This window comes from Spirillospora sp. CA-128828, from assembly GCF_050945415.1.
Lineage (GTDB): Bacteria > Actinomycetota > Actinomycetes > Streptosporangiales > Streptosporangiaceae > Spirillospora.
In genome coordinates this window covers 4,467,199-4,483,395 of record NZ_CP191986.1, presented here as the reverse complement: position 1 = coordinate 4,483,395, position 16,197 = coordinate 4,467,199, and the positions used below count along the sequence as shown (strand labels likewise).

Genomic DNA, 16,197 nt, shown 5'->3' with positions numbered 1-16,197 from the left:
TAGGAAACCACCCCGGTACGACGACCGCGACCCCGGCACGGTGGCGGAGGTGTCGTGCCGCAGACTAGAGGGGTTCGTCCAGGTAGGGAGGTTCGATGCCGTCGGAACTGAAGGTGCTGGGAGCCTGCCCGCTGGACTGTCCCGACGGGTGCTCGTGGGTCGTCACGGTGCGGGACGGCGAGGCGGTCGGGCTGCGGGGCAATCCCGGTCACCCGTACACGCGCGGGGCGCTGTGCACGAAGGTGAACCGGTGGCTGGAGCGGGCCGCGCAGCCCGACCGGATCCTGCATCCGCTGCGGCGCATCGGCGCGAAGGGTGAGGGACGGTTCGAGCGGATCGGCTGGGACGAGGCGCTCGACGAGATCGCCACCCGGCTGGAGGACGTCGTCCGCGAGCACGGCGGAGAGGCGATCTGGCCGTACTGGGGGACGGGCACGCTCGGCTACCTCCAAGGTCTCGAGGGGCATTCGGGGCGGCGGTTCTTCAACGTGCTGGGCGCGTCGGCGCATCACGCGAACATCTGCTCGGCGGCGGGCAGCGCCGGGATGACCGAGGCGGTCGGCTCGCCCGGCGGCATGGATCCGGAGGACCTCGCGCACGCGGGGCTGATCCTGCTGTGGGGCACGAACCCGCTGACCAGCGGTCATCATGTGTGGAAGTTCGTGCAGGAGGCGCGCAAGGCGGGGGCGTACCTGGTCGCGATCGATCCGGTGCGGACGAGGACGGCGCAGCAGGCCGACGAGCACCTGGCGCCGATCCCGGGGACGGACGCTGCGCTCGCGCTCGGCCTGCTGAACGTCATCGTGGGACTCGGCGCCCAGGACGAGGAGTTCCTGCAGCGGCACACTCTCGGGTGGGACGAGTTCCAGGGGCGTATGGCGGAGTTCCCGCCGGAGCGGGCCGCGGAGATCACCGGCGTCCCCATGGAGAGCATCCGCGCGCTCGGCGAGCGGATCGCCCGGACGCGCCCGACCGCCATCCGGGCGACGCAGGGGCTCCAGCGGCACTCGGGCGGCGGGGCGGCGCTGCGGGTGATCGCCGGCATCCCCGCCGTGACGGGCGACTGGGCACGCCGGGGCGGCGGGGTCGCGTTCTCCACGTCCGGTCACGTGAAGCTGAACAAGGCCGCGCTCTGGCGGGACGACCTTCGTCCCGGCCCGGTGCGGACGCTGTCGATGAGCCGCCTCGGCGAGGGACTGCTGGACGTCCAGGACCCGCCGGTGAAGGCCCTGTTCGTCATCGCGGCCAATCCGGCGGGCAGCACGCCCCACCAGAACAAGGTGCGGCGCGGGCTGGCCCGCGGCGACCTGTTCACCGTGGTGATGGAGCAGTTCCCGACCGACACCGCGGACTACGCCGACATCGTGCTGCCCGCCACGGCACAGCACGAGCACACCGACCTGCACGAGGGCTACGGGCACCTGTACCTGACGTGGAACGAGCCGGCGGTGGCGCCGCCGGGCGAGTGCCTGCCGACGACCGAGACGTTCCGGCGGCTGGCCCGCCGGATGGGCCTGGACGAGCCGGCGCTCTTCGACTCCGACGAGAGCCTCGCGGAGCAGCTCCTCGCGTCCGACCACCCGTGGATGGCCGGGATCACCCTCGACCGGCTCCGCAAGGAGGGGTTCCTCCGGATGTCGGTCCCGGACCCGTTCCTGCCCTATGCCGAGGGGTTCCCGACCCCGTCGGGGCGGTTCGAGTTCCGCTCCCCCACCGCCGGGCTGGCCGGGTACGTCCCGCCGGTGGAGGTCGCCGACACCGAGCGGGCCCGGAGGTATCCGCTCGCGCTGATCTCGGCGGCGTCGCACGAGTTCCTCAACACGCAGTTCGGCAACAATCCGGAGCTGAGGCGGCGCTCCGGCGGCCTCACCGTCCGCCTGCACGAGGACGACGCCAAGGCACGCGGGCTGACCGACGGGCAGCGGGTCAGGGTCGGCAACGACCGGGGCGCCTTCGAGGCGACGTTGACGGTATCCGACCAGGTCAGAGCGGGTGTGGCGGCCACCACGAAGGGCCACTGGGCCAAGCTCGCGGGCGGCGCGAACGCCAACGCAGTCGTCGACGAGCGCGACACCGACCTCGGCGGCGGCCCCGTCTTCCACGACACCCGCGTGGAGATCACCGCGATTCCCGATGATCATGAGAATGCACATCCAGTGCACCCTGTTCATGATCGGGTTTCAGAGCCTCGTCGATGAGGCCCGTCATCCGGTCCTCGTTGTCGGGCAACAGGTGCCCGTAGCGGTCGAGTGTGATGCTCGGACTGGAGTGCCCCATCCACTCGCTGACCGCGGGGATGCCCTCGCCGCCCGCGAGCAGCACCGAGGCGAACCAGTGCCGGAGGGCGTGCATCCCGTTGTGGTCTCGCGGCGGCGCGTCCGGCTCCCTTTCCTTGGCCGGATCGACGATGCCCGCCTTGATCGCCGCCGGCTTCCAGATGCAGCGAGAGAACCACGAGCGATGCAGCGCGCCCGCCTTGGGCAGACGCACCTTCTTGCCGTCCTCGCGCTCGACCGGCCCGCTGGTGAAGATCAGCTCGACCGTGACCGAATCGCCCTCCGGGTCACCCCACGGGAGGGTGACCTTCAGCGGCGGATAGCGCTGGATGTGCTCGGCGAGCACCTGCTTCACCGACTCCGACAGCCGCACGGTGCGGGTCTTGTCGTACTTGGGCGCCGCGAATACCAGGACCCACTTGCCCTCGGCGTTCTTCATGACCTTGACCTGGCGGCGGACGTGCACCTTCGGCCTGGTCTTCAGCCACTCCACGTCATCGGGCGCAAGGCCGAACACCTCGCCCTGCCGCAGGCCGAGGCCGGCCCCGGCGTCCACCATCGTCTTGTAGCGGCCAGGCAGTGCGTCACGCTGCGCGGCGATCTGCGCACGCGTCCACGGGACGATCTTGCGCTTGGGCGCCTTGGGGATGACGACGACCTTGCTCTTGAGCGGGTTCTTGGTGATCTTCTCGTCGTCGATCGCGCAGTTGATGACCGTACCCAGGTGGGTCATCACCGTCCCGATCGTCACCGGGTCCAGCTTGGCCTTGGTCATGCGGGCCACGACGGCCTGGACGAGTGAGGGTGTCCGGGAGAGAGTCTTCAGCTCGATCCCGCCGATCACCGGATAGACGTGCTTGGCCAGGGCCTGGCGCATGTTCTCGCGGGACGTCCCGTTCAGGGTCCGGAACTCGATGAGCTGCTCGGCGTAGTCCTTGAGCGAGACCTCGCCCGCGGAGGGGTCAATGTAGGTGTCGGCCTTCAGCTCATGCTGGACCTTCGCCCAGTAGGCCTCGGCGTGGAGCTCGGGGTTCTTGCCTTCCTTGCGGTCGAAGTTCTCCGAGCACTGCTTGCCGCCGAGGTCGTACCAGCGGACCTGCCAGCGCGCTCCCCTGCCATGAGCGGCGGACGGATACAGCTCCGTGGCCTTGGTGCTGTGCTTGCCGCACGCACCGACCGGCTTGCCGGTCTTGGGATCGGTCCGCGGTTTGCGGGTGTGCCATCGGTCGTAGACGGCCATGCGCCCTCCGGAGGGAGTCGGCTGCCCGCGCGGGGCAGCGCTCACCCTCGCGGCGGGTGCTGCTGGTGATGGTTTGGCGCCGTGAGGCTGCGGGATGATGGGACTTCGCTGGCGCGGCGGCGGCGCGGGACCGGGGGCACGGTTGTTGCGGTCTGCCGCCGCGCCAGCATCGGTCCCTTGACCGGACGCCTTACGGCTCGTCCCATACTGCGTGGCCATCCGATTTAAGTCAAGAATTTGCACCGTGCGAATTTAGCTGACATGATACGCATTACGCATAGTGACGGCAGATGATCACGACCGGGAGGTGGGCCGTGGAACGCATCTCGCCGACCCTCCGCCAGCGGCGGCTCGGCATGGTCCTGCGACGACTGCGCGCAGAGAACGGCCGCACGACCGAGCAGGTCGCCGCCGACCTTGGATGGTCCCGCACAAAGGTCAGCCGCCTGGAGGATGCGCCGCGCAAGCCGATCCTCAAGGAGATCGAGCGTCTCCTGGACGCCTACCGGATCGGCGAGCCGCGCCGCTCAGAGGTCCTGGAGCTGACCAGGCAGGCCCGGCAGCGCGGATGGTGGGACAACTACCGCACCCAGATCAGCCGGGACTATGACACCTACATCGGTTTGGAGACCGAGGCCCGGAGCCTGCGCACCTGGGAGGTCGCCAACATCCCGGGGCTGCTTCAGACCCCTGGCTACGCGCGCGCCCTCATCAAGGCGCGGCGGCCGGACATGCCCGAGGACGACGTACAGGCTCGCGTCTCCGTCCGCACGACCCGCCAGGAGCATCTGCTGACCGGGCCAGACCCGGTGCGGCTGTGGGCGGTCGTGGGAGAAGGTGCGCTGCGGCGCCTAGTGGGCGGCGAGGCGGTGATGCGCGAGCAGCTGGAGCATCTGCGCAAGCTGAGCGAGCTGCCGAACGTCACGATCCAGGTCCTGCCGTTCAGCGCGGGCGCGGCCCCGGCGCAGGGGCCGTTCGTCATCATGGACTTCGCCGAGCCGACGGACCCGGAGGTCGTCTACGTCGAGACGCCGGCGGGCTCCATCTGGATCGAGGAGCGCGGGGTCGTCGCGGTCTACCTCGTCGATTTCTTTCGCCTGGTCGAAGTGTCGACCCCTGAGGATCGGACCAAGAAACTCATGGCTAAGCTGGCGGGAGAACTTCCCCGCTAGATTGGCAGGCCAGTGGCCGAAACCCCGCACCGCAAGTGGCGAAAATCCAGCTACAGCGACGTCGAGGGCAACTGCGTCGAGCTGGCGCGCGCCCCGCGCGGCGTCGCCGTCCGCGACTCCAAGGCCCCAGACGGTCCTGTGGCCGCCCTGTCGGCACCCGCATTCGCCGACCTGATCGCATCCATCAAAGCAGGTCAGAGGGATCTGTAAGGGTCCTCACAGTACACGTCCGACACCCGCCAGTAGCGGCAGGGGGCCGAGGGGCACCTCTTCTTCCGGCCGCCACTGGCGGGCCTCCACCATCCCGGGCTCGATCAATTCCGCCCCCTCGAAGCACGCGCGGATTTCTGCGGCGGGACGAATGGTCATCTCCGGGAAATGGTCGCCGATCTCTTCGAGTATCTCCTGGTCGGCGCCGTCGCAGCTCACATGCGCGACGGCGAGATCACTGTCCGAAGGCGCCCATTCTTTGTAGGGGCGACGACTTCTTCGGGGGGCTCGGGCAGGTAGTGCAGGAGGGAGGCCATGAGGATCGCGACGGGCCGCGAGGGGTCGAGGAATCTGTCGGCGCGGGCCAGGACCGTGTCGGCGTCCTGGGCATCCGCCGCGACGTAGTCGGCGCCCTGGTTCTCGGCCAGCAGCGCCCGGCTGTGCGCCAGGACGATCGGGTCGTTGTCGACGTACATGACCCGCGCCCCTGGGGTGATCCGCTGTGCGACTTGGTGGACGTTGTCTGCCGTGGGCAGGCCGGAGCCGACGTCCACGAACTGGTCGATCCCCCGCTCGCCGGCCAAGTGCCGCACGACCCGGACCGCCCATGCCCGGTTCACCCGGGCAGTGGTCGCCAGAGCCGGCCAGCGGGCGAGGAACTTCTCCGCGAGCTCGCGGTCGACGGCGAAGTTGTCCTTGCCGCCGAGCAGGTAGTCGTAGATCCGGGCGGGACTAGGGCGGCTGACGTCGATCCGGTGCTGCATTCACGGCTCCTTGCAGGTCGGGGGGAGGCTGGAGACCGGCTGCGATGACCTCGACGGCAGGCTGTGCTGCCGCCCGGGAAGCTCGTCCCCGCAGGGCGGGGCCGCGGGGACGAGTTCGGGGCACGCGGGCCTCGGCGCGGGCGGCTGATCCTCGGGCGGCTCGGCGGCCGGCACCGGCTCGGTCGAAGGGCTGGGCGCGGGCGTCGGCGCGGGTGATCTGGACGCCGTCGTCTGCGTGGGAGTCGGCTGAGCGGCCGGCTTCGTGGACGGCGGGGTGCTGCTCTCCGCCTCCGTCGCGGACGTCGAGGGGGACGGCTCGGGCGACGGAGTGGCCGAGGGCGCCGGGGTCGCCGACGCGGTCGGCTCGGCGGTCGGCTCGGCAGTAGTCACACCGGCGGGCACCGTGGCGGGCGGCGGGATCGGCTCTGAGTCCTCGGGGTCCGCCGCTTCCGGCTCGGAGTCGGTCACCGGCTCGGCGGCCGGGAGCGCGGGAAGCGGCGGGGTCAGCGGATCCTCGTCCCTCGCGGGCACGATCTCCACGACCGCGACCCCGGGGCGGACGACAGGCGCGAGCGCCGATTGCATCACGGGCAGGGTCGCCGGCGTGGACATGATCGCGGCGGCGGTGGCCAGCGGCGTGACGGCGGCCGCCACCGTGCCGCTCACGGCACCGGTCATGGTCCCGGTGCACGTCGCTGTCGCCGTGGTGGTCCCGGTCGCCGGGCTGAGGGTGGCGAGCTGGCCGAGGTCGCGCAGCCAGCGCAGGCCCAGCAGGGCGGGCAGCAGGGCCACGCTCCACAGGCGCCGCTCGCCGAGGCGGTCCGGACGCCGGTCTGGCTGGCCTCCGCGCAGCACCCGCAGCACGCGGCGGGCGTCGCCCTTGTCCAGCCAGTCCGCCAGGACGACATGGCCGTCCTCGGCGTAGCCGGCCAGCGGCGGCGGGAGATACCGCCGGGTCACGGGACCGAGCCTGCCGGTCGCCGGACCGCTGGTCGCCTCCGGCGCCTCCAGGTACCGAAGGACATCCTGGGCGGTGGCCAGCCCGGCGCGACCGCGGAACTTCACGGTCAGTAGGCGGCTGGGCGGGATCGGCACCGGCCCGCTCCGCCAGGGCGCGTCGGAGTTCAGCAGTTCTTCCAGCTCGCGCGGCACCGCCCCCTGGCCCGGTGGCCGCTCCAGTTCGGCGAGGCGTGCGCGGATGCGGGCCATTTCGGCGTCCCGCAGCTCGTCCTCGTTATAGGGATCGCGCATCCCCTTGTCCCCTTGCGTGGTCCGCCCCCGGTCCCGCATTGGTTAGACAAGCAATCGTAAGACAAGCACGTTCGTTTGAGGTCTGGGCGATGCTCATCGCCCTGTAAGCGAATCGTTACCGTTCGCTCAGCCCTGGTCAACCCTCCTCTGCGGAGGATCGGCGGCCGGACGGACGCCGTGCTGCTTGCCCAGCTCCAGGCGCCGCAGCTTGGCCCGCAGGACCACGTACTCGCGCTCTTCCCGGCCGACCTCGGCGCCCGGATAGTCCCAGATGTAGCGGAAGAACGGGTCGTCGCCGACGACCTCGGGGTACACCGCTCCGGCGGGTGGCGGTGCACTCGCCTTCAACTGGGCTTCTCCCCCGTCGAGGATCGCCTGGACGCTGCCGCGCTCCCAGCCGAGCACGTCCTCCAGCTTGGTGATGACGCGGTCGCCATAGGCGCGCGCCCCGGTCTCGATCTTGCTGAGCACGCTGACGCTCGGGCCGCCGCGGGCGGCGAGCTCCGCCTGACTGGCTCCCCCCATGTCGAACGCCCAGCGGGCGAGCGTGACCGCGATGAGCGATGCCCGAAACGATCGCGATCACGCGTGATCTCCCTAGCCCCAGCGCCATGTTTTCTTCGCTGGGAGCGGGCCAAGTTCTACACTCGATCGCATGAGCCAGGAGAACGAGCTACATGGATCACTGGCCGACCTCCACGAAAGCCTGAAACTGACTCTCAGTGCCTCGGCTCAGCTTGTCCTGGATGAAATCATTCGAGATCTGCAGGCTCTACCAGGTCGATGGGAGGTTCAACCTTCACGCCGAGAGGAATTTCGTGATCTCCTCGCGAGGGCAGCATTGACCCTCAGCGATCCGATCCGGTTCCCCGGGGGGTGCGAGGTGGAGGCGGAGCAACTCTTGGAACTCCTAGTCCCGGTTCCTCCACCGCTGGCATCGACCTATGAACTCCGAGGCGAGCCCTATGAAACGATAGTCCAGCTCTTCGGGCCGCCGGTCCCGGCCTTTGATCAGCCCTGGGACTCCCCAGTGCAGCAGTGGCTGTTCATGGCAGACCAAGCACAAACAGCGGCAGAAAGGAGGCGCACCCGAGCAGCGCCCCCAACGCAGAGAGAGCTGGAGCTAAAGGCGGCCGATCGAGAGCTAAAGGAGTATGAACGCGAGAGGAAGCGCAAGGCTCATGAGCGCGAGATGAAGCGACTTGGCCTGTCAAGCGAGGACGGTGGGCACGACCGTTATTGGACGCCGGATTGATCAGGCAGAGCGAGGATGGCGCTAGGCCAGCTTCACACAAAAATCGCCCACGGTTGGGCGGGCTCGTCCTCTTCGGCCGGCCGGGTCAGGAACGCCCAGCGGGCGAGCGTGATCGCGATCAGCGGGGACGGGTCGACGGAGCTGCCCTGCCGGTCCCACACCCACGCGTCGCCGAGGTATCGCTTGCTCGCGCCTGCGACGGCCGCCGTGAGCGCCGGATGCGGGCGGATCCGTACGCTCGGGGCCCAGTCCGGCGGCGCCTCGCGAGGACGCACGATCGCGTCGTACAGGCCCCCGCACGCCGCCCCGGTGTCCCTGCCCTTGATGAGGGTCAGCGCGACGCGGACGTCCTCGTCGAGGTCCTCCAGGGCCTCGTTGATGTCCGGCTCCAGGCTCCCGGTGGGCCCGGCTGGGGCGATCGCCACCGCGCACGGCCGCCATTTGGCGACCAGCTGCGCGAGCCGCTCGGGCACCCAGGAGGTGCCCGGCCGGTAGTCGTTCGGCGGGATCTCCAGATGCAGCAGGCCGTCCTCGCGCGGGCCCGCCACGGCGATCGCCGCGGACTGCCGGTCCCGGGACACCTCGACCGCGAACGCGATGGGGTCGAGCGGGCGGGACTCCTCGTCGACGACCGCGAGGTAGGCGGGCTCGGAGATGACCCGCCAGCCGCCCTCGACGCTCGGGTAGTTCCCGACCGAGAGGATCTCCCGGTCGAACCCCTTCACCGACATGGAGTCGTGCAGGTGCTGGATCATTTCCAGCGAGACCCGCACCCCCAGGCCCGGGTTCGTCTTCGCCCAGGTCGCGGGATCGTCGCGGTCGTCGTGCTCGGTGCACGCGGTCTCGCACTCGGAGGTGTGCACCTCGACCGACCACTCGAAGTAGGCCAGCTTGCGGGCCGTCTCCCCGCCCTTCATCGCCCGGGACCGCACGCGGGTGATCTGCTCGCACGGGGCGATGTCCTTGTCCGGAGCGGACCCGCCGTACCAGAGCTGCGGGTTGTCGCGGGCCAGCATGGTCGGCATGAGCGCGTCCACGGGGGCGTCGCCCAGGTGCTGCGACTCGTCCCAGAAGACGCAGTCACCGGAGAAGCCGCGGCCCGAGCCGCCGGAGCGGGCGACGAACCGCAGCCGCTGCCCGTTCGGGCACTCCTCGGTGGGCCACAGCTCGATGCCCTCGTCGCCCTTGGACCTGCTCACTGCCTTGATCCGCTTGCGGAACACGGGACGGCGCTGCATCAGCGCCAGGATCCGGCGGAAGATCTCCTGGCTGGTCTTGAACTCGTGCGCGCTGTAGATGATCAGTTCTTCGTCGAACAGGAACAGGCCGGCGAGGATGCGCGCCTCGAAGATCGCCGACTTCCCGTTCTGGCGGGGGACGATCATGCCGACCTCGAAGGAGGCCCACCGGCCGTCGTCGGCCTCGCCGAGCGCGCGGTGCAACACCCACTGCTGCCAGGGGTCGAGCTTCAGTCCGGCTTTCGCGGCGAGGTCGATGCACTCCCGGCCGGCAGAGGTGGCGTAGTCGGGGGCCGTGCAGATGCGCGGCTCGACGACGCCGTCCAGCGTCTCGGTCACTCGCCGGATGCCCGGCGTCGGCGGCGCCGGGCGGCCAGGTCGTCGATCTCGTCCGCCTCCTCACCCGAGGGGGCGAGTTCTCGCAGGTCAGCGAGGTATTGGCGATATTGGCCGTGCATCAGGCTTGCCGAGGCGGCGCTCACGCCGGGGGAGTCCAGGCGGCGGGCGGCGTCGATCGCGGCGGCGGCCAGCGCAGTGTCGGCGACCTCGGGGCCCCATCGTTCAAGATCGGCGCGCAGGGCCTTTTCAAGATCACCCATGGCGCCTCCGCTAATCGGGTCGAAGCCGAGAAGGGCCAATTAGCGGGGACTACACGGGGTGACATCACGCAGAGTGATAACGATCAAGGGTGGACGATCTTGGCAAAATCGTCACTCTGTGTTATGTAACTCTGTGTAATAATTCCGATGATCTTGACCGGAGAGAGAAACAGGAGCACTGGCTGTGGGTCCCCCAAAAGATCTCATCTCCCGTCGGGACGGTGCCCCCGCCCCGACCAGGCCATCCCCATATCACTGCAGGTCAGCGCCCTGTTCGCGTGTTCATCACGTTGTGTGATGGAGATCGCGACGGTGTGTGTGGCATCACGATCTGTGAGATCGAAGCTGATCTTGCGAGAGCCATCACGGGGGGCATCACTCGGTGTTACCAGTCTCGCGAACCATGATCATTGCTGACTGTGATGTCACTCTGTGCATGCAAAGTGGTGGGTGGCAGGTGGTCGCGCTGTGCGTACCAGCGCAGTGCGGCGTCACGGGACCCAGGCGGACGCAGCTGCTCACACCGTGCCAGCACCACGTCCTGACCAGGGTCGATGGTGATGAGGTGGGCATGGTGGGCCTGATACTCGGCCAGGGCATCGGGGGAGGGGGCGGAGTGCACGACCCACACCTCATGACTCCTGGCCTGTCTGAGGCCCTCTCGTACAGCGGCACGGCGTGCCCGGTGGGCGACTTGCTGGACGGGCCGGGGGTGCCGGTGGGTATCGGCTGCCCCCGCTGTGAGCGCGGCCGCCAGGAGGTCGTAGTCCACCACGATCGCGCCGGGGGAGGCATGGTTGAGCACGTACGTGGTCTTGCCCGAGGCTGGTGGCCCGGTCACGACGTAGAGGCGCACGGCTTCTAGCCGATCTGGATCATGGCGCCTGGCACCCACTCTTTGGATTTAGGGCGAGGGCGACTTGTCGAACCAGCGCGGTCCGCGATTTGCCTGACGCAGTGGCCAACTCCTCCAGGAGGTGTCGGCTGAGGGTGAAGCTGGCGACGAGGACAGGCAGCGTCTCGACGCTCGGCAAGTTGGGCAAAAGGGCATCAAGATCCGCAGCGATGCGCTCATCAAGATTCGAAACAGACCCACCGGAATCGAGATGGTGGGCCGCAACGGTAAGCAAGCTGATCAGTGTGTCCAGGTATTCGCGGCGCGCATCCATGGTGTAACTCTAACGAGATGAGTGCTGTGACCTGCCAAGACGCGCTCTACCAGTCCCGGGAGCCCTGGACGGGCGGGGCGTACGGGCGGTCGCCTTTGGACTCGTTGCAGCACCGTCCGCAGTCGGAACACCGGTTGAGGGCCCCGTGCGCGGGCGCGAGGTTGGCCGGGTCGTTGGGGTCGCCGCCCATGGCCTTCCAGTGCTGCAGGGGGATCTTATGGTCGGCGTAGCGGGCGCCGCCGTGCCCGCAGATCCAGCAGATCCCGGCGCCCTCCTCCAGGGCCTGGGCGCGTGCGCGTCGCCAGGGACGTCCCTTACGGCCAGCGGTGCGGGCGGCCATGCGCGACCTCCCTCGGGGGCCTATCGGTGCCCGGCGGGCCGTTCCATGGGCTGTGCGCCGTCCTCGCGCGGCGGGCCGACAGGGACGAAACCGTACCGTTCGTACCAGCGGGCGAGGCGGGCCGGATCGACGTCCTTGTCGCCCTGGAGCGGCTCGACGACCAGGTGGAGCGGGACACCCTAGGCGTCGGCGCGAACGATCACGTCACGCAGGGCCGCCCCGGCGAGGCCGTAGCCGCGCAGGACGGGCATCGTGCGGATCAGGTCGAGGGTGACCGGGGCGTCCGGGCCCGTCCAGACGAGGTGAAGCTCGACGTCCGGGTGGGCGACTTGGAGCCGGGTGACATCCCGGCGGAACCGGTCAAACGACGGCACATGGGCTTAAATGCCCGTTCCGTCCCCGGGGAACCGGTGGCGGCAAAGCACCACACTGATCACAGGATGAGACACGCTAGGTCAAGTCGTCAAGCTGCCACGACGCGGGCGCCGGGACGGCCCTGCCGGCGCGACTGCCGGCGCTCGTACTCGACGTCGAGCAGCTCGTCCTCGCGGACGTAGCGGCCGGTGAGCCCGCGGACCTCGTACACAGTGAGGCGGCGCGCGGCAATCCAGCGGTCGAGGGTGCGGCGCGTCACCCCCGCCAGGCGCGCGGCCTGGTCGAGGGTGAGCAGCTCCGACAACTCGTCGGCGGGGTTGAGAAGCACGTCTCCAGTTTGCGTGATCAATGACCGGATTCCGCCCCCCGTTTCGCCGTCAATCGGTGCTGTATGCGCCCATGGCCCAGCCGTCGATCTGGGACACCCGCCCACGCCAGAGCCGCACAGGGCGTACGTGAGGCCCTTGGAGAAGGTCTGCGTCACGCATGAACACGAAGTTCCCAGACCCCTGATACTCAGCCACCTCTGGGCTGGGTTGCGTCCACGGAGGTGGTGTACGAGTTTCCGCAGGTGAAGAGCGTGGCGTCGTGACGTGAGACGGCCACCGCGTAGATCCTTCGAGATGGATGATCAAGAAGAAGGAGACGACGCGATGGCCGCGGACAACAGTGTGGACCCTGCCGAGTGGATTGCCGAGCAGATCGGGGCGTGTGAGCCGGATCTGCTGCGGTCGATGGTCAAGACGATGGCCGAGGCGCTGATGAGCGCGGAGGCCGACGTGGTCTGCGGGGCCGACTACCGGACCCGCTCGGACGGGCGGGTCAACCGCCGCAACGGCTACCGGGTCCGGGACTGGGACACCCGCGCCGGCACCGTCGAGCTGGCGATCCCGAAGCTGCGGTCGGGGTCCTACTTCCCCGAGTGGTTGCTGGAGCGGCGTCGCCGGGCCGAGCAGGCTTTGGTGAGCGTGGTGGCGACCTCGTATCTGCTGGGTGTGTCGACGCGGCGGGTGGACAAGCTGGTGGAGCAGATGGGCATCAAGGGCATCTCCAAGAGCCAGGTTTCGGAGATGTCCAAGGTGCTGGACGTCCAGGTGGCTGCGTTCCGCAACCGACCCTTGGAGGGCGGCCCGTATGCGTTCGTGTGGGTGGACGCCCTGACGCAGAAGGTCCGTGAGGGCGGTCGCATCGTGGGAGTGCACGTGCTGGTGGCCACCGGCGTCAACGCCGACGGGCACCGCGAGATCCTCGGCGTCGAGGTCACCTCGGCCGAGGACGGCGCCGGGTGGCTGGCGTTCCTGCGCGGGCTGGTCGCCCGCGGCCTGACCGGCGTGCAGCTGGTTATCTCCGATGCGCATCGCGGCCTGGTCGAGGCGATCGGCTCGACCCTGCCCGGTGCGGGTTGGCAGCGGTGCCGGACGCACTACCTGCGCAACCTGCTCACCCGGGTGCCCAAGTCGGCCCAGCCGTGGGTCGCAACGCTGGTGCGCACCATCTTCGACCAGCCGGCCGCCGAAGAAGTCGCCGCCCAGCACGCCCGGGTGGTCGCCTCGCTGGAGGGCAAGCACCCGCAGGCCGCCGAGCACCTGGACACCGCCCGCGACGACCTGCTGGCCTTCACCGCCTTCCCGCGGCAACTGTGGCGGCAGATCTGGTCCAACAATCCCCAGGAACGCCTCAACAAGGAAATCCGCCGCCGAACCGACGTCGTCGGGATCTTCCCCGACCGGGCCGCGATCATCCGCCTCGTCGGCGCAGTCCTGATGGAGCAGACCGACGAATGGACCGAGGCCCGCCGCTACATGGGCCTGGAATTCCTCGCCAAAGCCCGCCTGCACGTCATCGACGGCACGACACCCAACCCCAAGATCGACAACCGAGAACTCACCGCTTAACCTGCAGAAACAGGATCACGCGGAGGCCGACTCATACACCACTCCGCTGGACGTGACCCTGGGCTGTTCTCACTGGCCTGCCGAAGCGCTGCCCGGAAGGCGGATCCAAGGTCCTCGTTCGCGCGCTCCATCTGCTCGATCCACCGCTCCATCCACTCGTCAAACGAGATCATGGTGCCGCTGAGGACGCCGGCGCCGATGAAGGCATGCAGGCGGAGCGAGTGACCGTGCAGGTTCTTCCATGTGAGGTGATCGCCCGGACGTCGCCCCAGATCGACTCGGAGCTTGGCGAGGCACTCGGAGGCCTCGTCCAGGTGCTCGTCATCGATGAGTGCCGCGGACATGACGAAGTGGTCGCTGGACTTGGGAGTCCGGGATCGCTGGCCCGCCTCGTCGATGAACGCAAGCGTCCGCCCCTGGGGCGCGGCGGGAGGGTACGCCGTCGTGTGCATGGGATGCTCACCTGTTCGTTCGCGCTCTTGCTTTTCAGCGGCATCGATCATTCCATGCCGGGAGAGCCGAATCCCACTCAGATACCACGGAGCGTTACCGCCGGTAACAGCGGAACAAACGACCAAACGGGACTTTCGACTCTGAGTTGGCGCGTCCAGCCAAGGTCATCCACCTGCACGGAGGCCCGTCTGATCACAGATAGTAATCACGTGATCACAACGCGGGAGTGCAAAAATACCTGGTCGTATCGGCGTGTCGCGATCTTGCGATTCACAATCTAAAGTTCCTGCTTTGCGAAAGCATTCCGCAGGACGACAACGTCCGGCGACTTATCCGCAGAATGTCTGTCGCCCGACCTCGGTCGTCTGCCTACCGGCGCGGCCACGGAGAACCCGCCGTCCGACTCGTGCCCGGCCGCCTACGTCTACCGAGAGGTCGCCGACCCCCTCGCCGCCTGGATCGAGGCGGGCCGGGCATCCCGCCGGCCCGCCGGGTCGCTGTCCCCGGGCGCGCGGCTGCCGGGCGAGCGGGACCTGGCGGAGGAGTATGGCGTCGTGCTTGGCACGGCCCGGCGCGCGGTCGAGGAGCTGCGCGAGCGCGGCCTGGTCGTGACGCTCGCCTCCAAGGGGACGTTCGTCGCCAAGGCGGACTGACCGCAACGCCACCGACACAAACGCCCCTCGTCCTCCCTCCGGGGAGGACGAGGGGCGTCCTTTCGTCGTGCTCAGTGGCAGCGCTTGGCCGTGCCGACCACGGCGGTGAGCACGATGACGCCACCGGCCAGCCACATGCTGTAGGACGGCCAGCAGCCCGTTTCGATCGCCTGCAGCGCCCGCACAGCGCGGTCCTCGCTGCTCACCCATTCGGGAACGGGATTCAGTGCCTTCTCGCGCGCCTGGTCCCACTCGGCGATCAGCCAGTCGCAGGCGTCCTTCGGGCCGGTGTGGACTGCGGCGATGAGCCGCGGCGACTTGATCGGCCAGTCGGCCGTCCTGACGGGTGGCCGGTCTGGGCTGTTCAGGTCGAGCGTGTCGGTCTTCCCGAGCCGGTCCCACTCCTGCCCGCTGCCCGACCACTTGTAGCAGTGGTAGTGCGTGGGCTGGACGCTTCGCTTGGTGGTGTCCGGGGCGATCGGGTGACTCATCACCCTCCTCTATGGAACTCCGCCCACCGTCGAGTCAGGTCGGCGTGCAGGGCAACCCACTCGGCGGGGTTGCGCTCGGCGTGGCGGCGCCACCTCTCGGCGAACGCCGTCGAGAACAGGTCGACGTCGGCCGGGTCGGCTTGCGCCCAGGACGGGAACTCCGTCACCCAGTCGGCCGCCTCCGCCGGGGTGTGCCCCGCCTTGAGCAGCCACGGCAGCAGCAGCCCCAGCTCGACCCAGGCGGCGCCGCGGGAGGCGAACGCCCAGTCGACCAGGACCGCCCGGCCGTCTGGGGTGATGAGCAGGTTCTCGGCGTTGACGTCGGTGTGCAGCAGTGCCGTCCCGGCCATCGGCGAGACGTCTTCGGTGACCGTCTCCCAGCGGCGCTCGACCTGCATCTGCACGATCTCGGGGCAGGGGGTGGCCTGCAGCGCGTGCAGAGTCTTGGCGAGGATCTCCAGATCGGGGGACCCGGGCGTGTAGTCGGCGTGCCGGCCGTCCACGTGCTCGAACCCGAGGACGAGCCACCCCCCGGCCTCCACCGTCCAGTGGAGCCGGGGGGCGAACTCGGTCACGTGCGGGAGGATCCTGGCCTCGTTGCGCAGCGACCGGACCTCGGGGCCGTCCTTTTCCGGGGAGACCTTGCGGGCAGCCTTGACGAACAGCCGCCCGCTCGCGGTGTCCACGTTGGAGGCGATGTCGGCGTGGTTGCCCGCGGGCGCGGGCTCGGTCCGGTGGATCGGCCCGGTGTGCGCCTCGATCCCGTCGAGCACCTCGAACGGCAGGTCGGTCCAGTCGCTACGCATGAGTCCCCTT

General features: G+C 69.1%; 21 protein-coding genes. 6 read left to right on the top strand and 15 right to left on the bottom strand.

Annotated features, from left to right (window positions below; all coding sequences use genetic code 11):
- The first annotated feature begins 95 nt into the window (after positions 1-95).
- Positions 96-2,198 (top strand): molybdopterin-containing oxidoreductase family protein, encoded by a 2,103-nt coding sequence (locus ACQPXG_RS22000; protein ID WP_433469577.1) that lies wholly within the window; start codon positions 96-98, stop codon positions 2,196-2,198.
- Here the strand turns inward: ACQPXG_RS22000 and ACQPXG_RS21995 are convergent.
- Positions 2,119-3,516, bottom strand: a complete 1,398-nt coding sequence (locus ACQPXG_RS21995) for a tyrosine-type recombinase/integrase (RefSeq protein WP_433469576.1) — start codon at positions 3,514-3,516, stop codon at positions 2,119-2,121. The two genes, ACQPXG_RS22000 and ACQPXG_RS21995, sit on opposite strands and share 80 nt — an antisense overlap.
- A gap of 290 nt (positions 3,517-3,806) precedes the next feature.
- On the opposite strand from ACQPXG_RS21995, the gene ACQPXG_RS21990 reads away from it, so the two are divergent.
- Both ACQPXG_RS21990 and ACQPXG_RS21985 read left to right on the top strand, forming a co-directional pair.
- Entirely contained in the window at positions 3,807-4,688 is an 882-nt protein-coding gene (locus ACQPXG_RS21990; protein WP_433469575.1) for a helix-turn-helix domain-containing protein, read from the top strand.
- 12 nt (positions 4,689-4,700) lie between these two features.
- Positions 4,701-4,898 carry a DUF397 domain-containing protein gene (locus tag ACQPXG_RS21985; protein ID WP_433469574.1) on the top strand — a complete coding sequence of 66 codons (198 nt, stop codon included), beginning with the start codon at positions 4,701-4,703 and terminating at the stop codon, positions 4,896-4,898.
- Positions 4,899-4,904: 6 nt separating this feature from the next.
- On the opposite strand, the gene ACQPXG_RS21980 is transcribed toward ACQPXG_RS21985, so the two are convergent.
- The 4 genes from ACQPXG_RS21980 to ACQPXG_RS21965 all read right to left on the bottom strand — a co-directional run bounded on the left by ACQPXG_RS21980 (position 4,905) and on the right by ACQPXG_RS21965 (position 7,438).
- Positions 4,905-5,117 (bottom strand): SAM-dependent methyltransferase, encoded by a 213-nt coding sequence (locus ACQPXG_RS21980; RefSeq protein ID WP_433469573.1) that lies wholly within the window; start codon positions 5,115-5,117, stop codon positions 4,905-4,907.
- Complete coding sequence (locus tag ACQPXG_RS21975) at positions 5,114-5,662, bottom strand: SAM-dependent methyltransferase (protein ID WP_433469572.1); 549 nt, start codon at positions 5,660-5,662, stop codon at positions 5,114-5,116. Before ACQPXG_RS21975 ends, ACQPXG_RS21980 begins: the two co-directional genes overlap by 4 nt.
- The gene (locus ACQPXG_RS21970; RefSeq protein WP_433469571.1) at positions 5,663-6,913 is read right to left on the bottom strand and encodes a hypothetical protein; all 1,251 of its coding nucleotides are present in this window, start codon (positions 6,911-6,913) and stop codon (positions 5,663-5,665) included.
- Positions 6,914-7,039: 126 nt separating this feature from the next.
- The gene (locus tag ACQPXG_RS21965) at positions 7,040-7,438 is read right to left on the bottom strand and encodes a helix-turn-helix domain-containing protein (protein WP_433469570.1); all 399 of its coding nucleotides are present in this window, start codon (positions 7,436-7,438) and stop codon (positions 7,040-7,042) included.
- 130 nt (positions 7,439-7,568) lie between these two features.
- Here ACQPXG_RS21965 and ACQPXG_RS21960 point away from each other — a divergent pair, with 130 nt between their 5' ends.
- The gene (locus tag ACQPXG_RS21960; RefSeq protein ID WP_433469569.1) at positions 7,569-8,168 is read left to right on the top strand and encodes a hypothetical protein; all 600 of its coding nucleotides are present in this window, start codon (positions 7,569-7,571) and stop codon (positions 8,166-8,168) included.
- Positions 8,169-8,200: 32 nt separating this feature from the next.
- On the opposite strand, the gene ACQPXG_RS21955 is transcribed toward ACQPXG_RS21960, so the two are convergent.
- The 7 genes from ACQPXG_RS21955 to ACQPXG_RS21925 form a co-directional block, all read right to left on the bottom strand.
- Positions 8,201-9,745 (bottom strand): hypothetical protein, encoded by a 1,545-nt coding sequence (locus tag ACQPXG_RS21955; protein ID WP_433469568.1) that lies wholly within the window; start codon positions 9,743-9,745, stop codon positions 8,201-8,203.
- Positions 9,742-10,005 (bottom strand): hypothetical protein, encoded by a 264-nt coding sequence (locus ACQPXG_RS21950; RefSeq protein ID WP_433469567.1) that lies wholly within the window; start codon positions 10,003-10,005, stop codon positions 9,742-9,744. Before ACQPXG_RS21950 ends, ACQPXG_RS21955 begins: the two co-directional genes overlap by 4 nt.
- Positions 10,006-10,390: 385 nt before the next feature.
- Positions 10,391-10,846, bottom strand: a complete 456-nt coding sequence (locus ACQPXG_RS21945; RefSeq protein WP_433470026.1) for an AAA family ATPase — start codon at positions 10,844-10,846, stop codon at positions 10,391-10,393.
- Positions 10,847-10,880: 34 nt separating this feature from the next.
- On the bottom strand, positions 10,881-11,174 hold the full coding sequence (locus tag ACQPXG_RS21940) for a hypothetical protein (protein ID WP_433469566.1): 294 nt from the start codon (positions 11,172-11,174) through the stop codon (positions 10,881-10,883).
- A gap of 46 nt (positions 11,175-11,220) precedes the next feature.
- Positions 11,221-11,514 carry an HNH endonuclease gene (locus ACQPXG_RS21935; protein ID WP_433469565.1) on the bottom strand — a complete coding sequence of 98 codons (294 nt, stop codon included), beginning with the start codon at positions 11,512-11,514 and terminating at the stop codon, positions 11,221-11,223.
- 179 nt (positions 11,515-11,693) lie between these two features.
- Positions 11,694-11,888, bottom strand: coding sequence for a hypothetical protein (locus ACQPXG_RS21930; RefSeq protein ID WP_433469564.1), 195 nt, complete (start codon positions 11,886-11,888; stop codon positions 11,694-11,696).
- An 89-nt stretch (positions 11,889-11,977) separates the two neighbouring features.
- The gene (locus ACQPXG_RS21925) at positions 11,978-12,217 is read right to left on the bottom strand and encodes a helix-turn-helix domain-containing protein (RefSeq protein WP_433469563.1); all 240 of its coding nucleotides are present in this window, start codon (positions 12,215-12,217) and stop codon (positions 11,978-11,980) included.
- Between the two features lie 325 nt (positions 12,218-12,542).
- On the opposite strand from ACQPXG_RS21925, the gene ACQPXG_RS21920 reads away from it, so the two are divergent.
- Positions 12,543-13,784: an IS256 family transposase gene (locus ACQPXG_RS21920; protein WP_433469562.1), complete on the top strand. Its 1,242-nt coding sequence runs from the start codon at positions 12,543-12,545 to the stop codon at positions 13,782-13,784.
- Here the strand turns inward: ACQPXG_RS21920 and ACQPXG_RS21915 are convergent.
- A complete protein-coding gene (locus ACQPXG_RS21915) occupies positions 13,781-14,236 on the bottom strand; it encodes a DUF3800 domain-containing protein (protein WP_433469561.1) in 456 nt (151 codons plus the stop codon). The genes ACQPXG_RS21920 and ACQPXG_RS21915 overlap by 4 nt on opposite strands.
- Before the next feature lie 345 nt (positions 14,237-14,581).
- On the opposite strand from ACQPXG_RS21915, the gene ACQPXG_RS21910 reads away from it, so the two are divergent.
- Positions 14,582-14,890 (top strand): winged helix-turn-helix domain-containing protein, encoded by a 309-nt coding sequence (locus ACQPXG_RS21910; RefSeq protein WP_433470025.1) that lies wholly within the window; start codon positions 14,582-14,584, stop codon positions 14,888-14,890.
- A gap of 71 nt (positions 14,891-14,961) precedes the next feature.
- Here ACQPXG_RS21910 and ACQPXG_RS21905 read toward each other — a convergent pair whose 3' ends face one another.
- Both ACQPXG_RS21905 and ACQPXG_RS21900 read right to left on the bottom strand, forming a co-directional pair.
- Positions 14,962-15,381, bottom strand: coding sequence for a hypothetical protein (locus tag ACQPXG_RS21905; RefSeq protein ID WP_433469560.1), 420 nt, complete (start codon positions 15,379-15,381; stop codon positions 14,962-14,964).
- On the bottom strand, positions 15,381-16,187 hold the full coding sequence (locus ACQPXG_RS21900) for a hypothetical protein (RefSeq protein ID WP_433469559.1): 807 nt from the start codon (positions 16,185-16,187) through the stop codon (positions 15,381-15,383). Before ACQPXG_RS21900 ends, ACQPXG_RS21905 begins: the two co-directional genes overlap by 1 nt.
- Positions 16,188-16,197 lie beyond the last annotated feature (10 nt).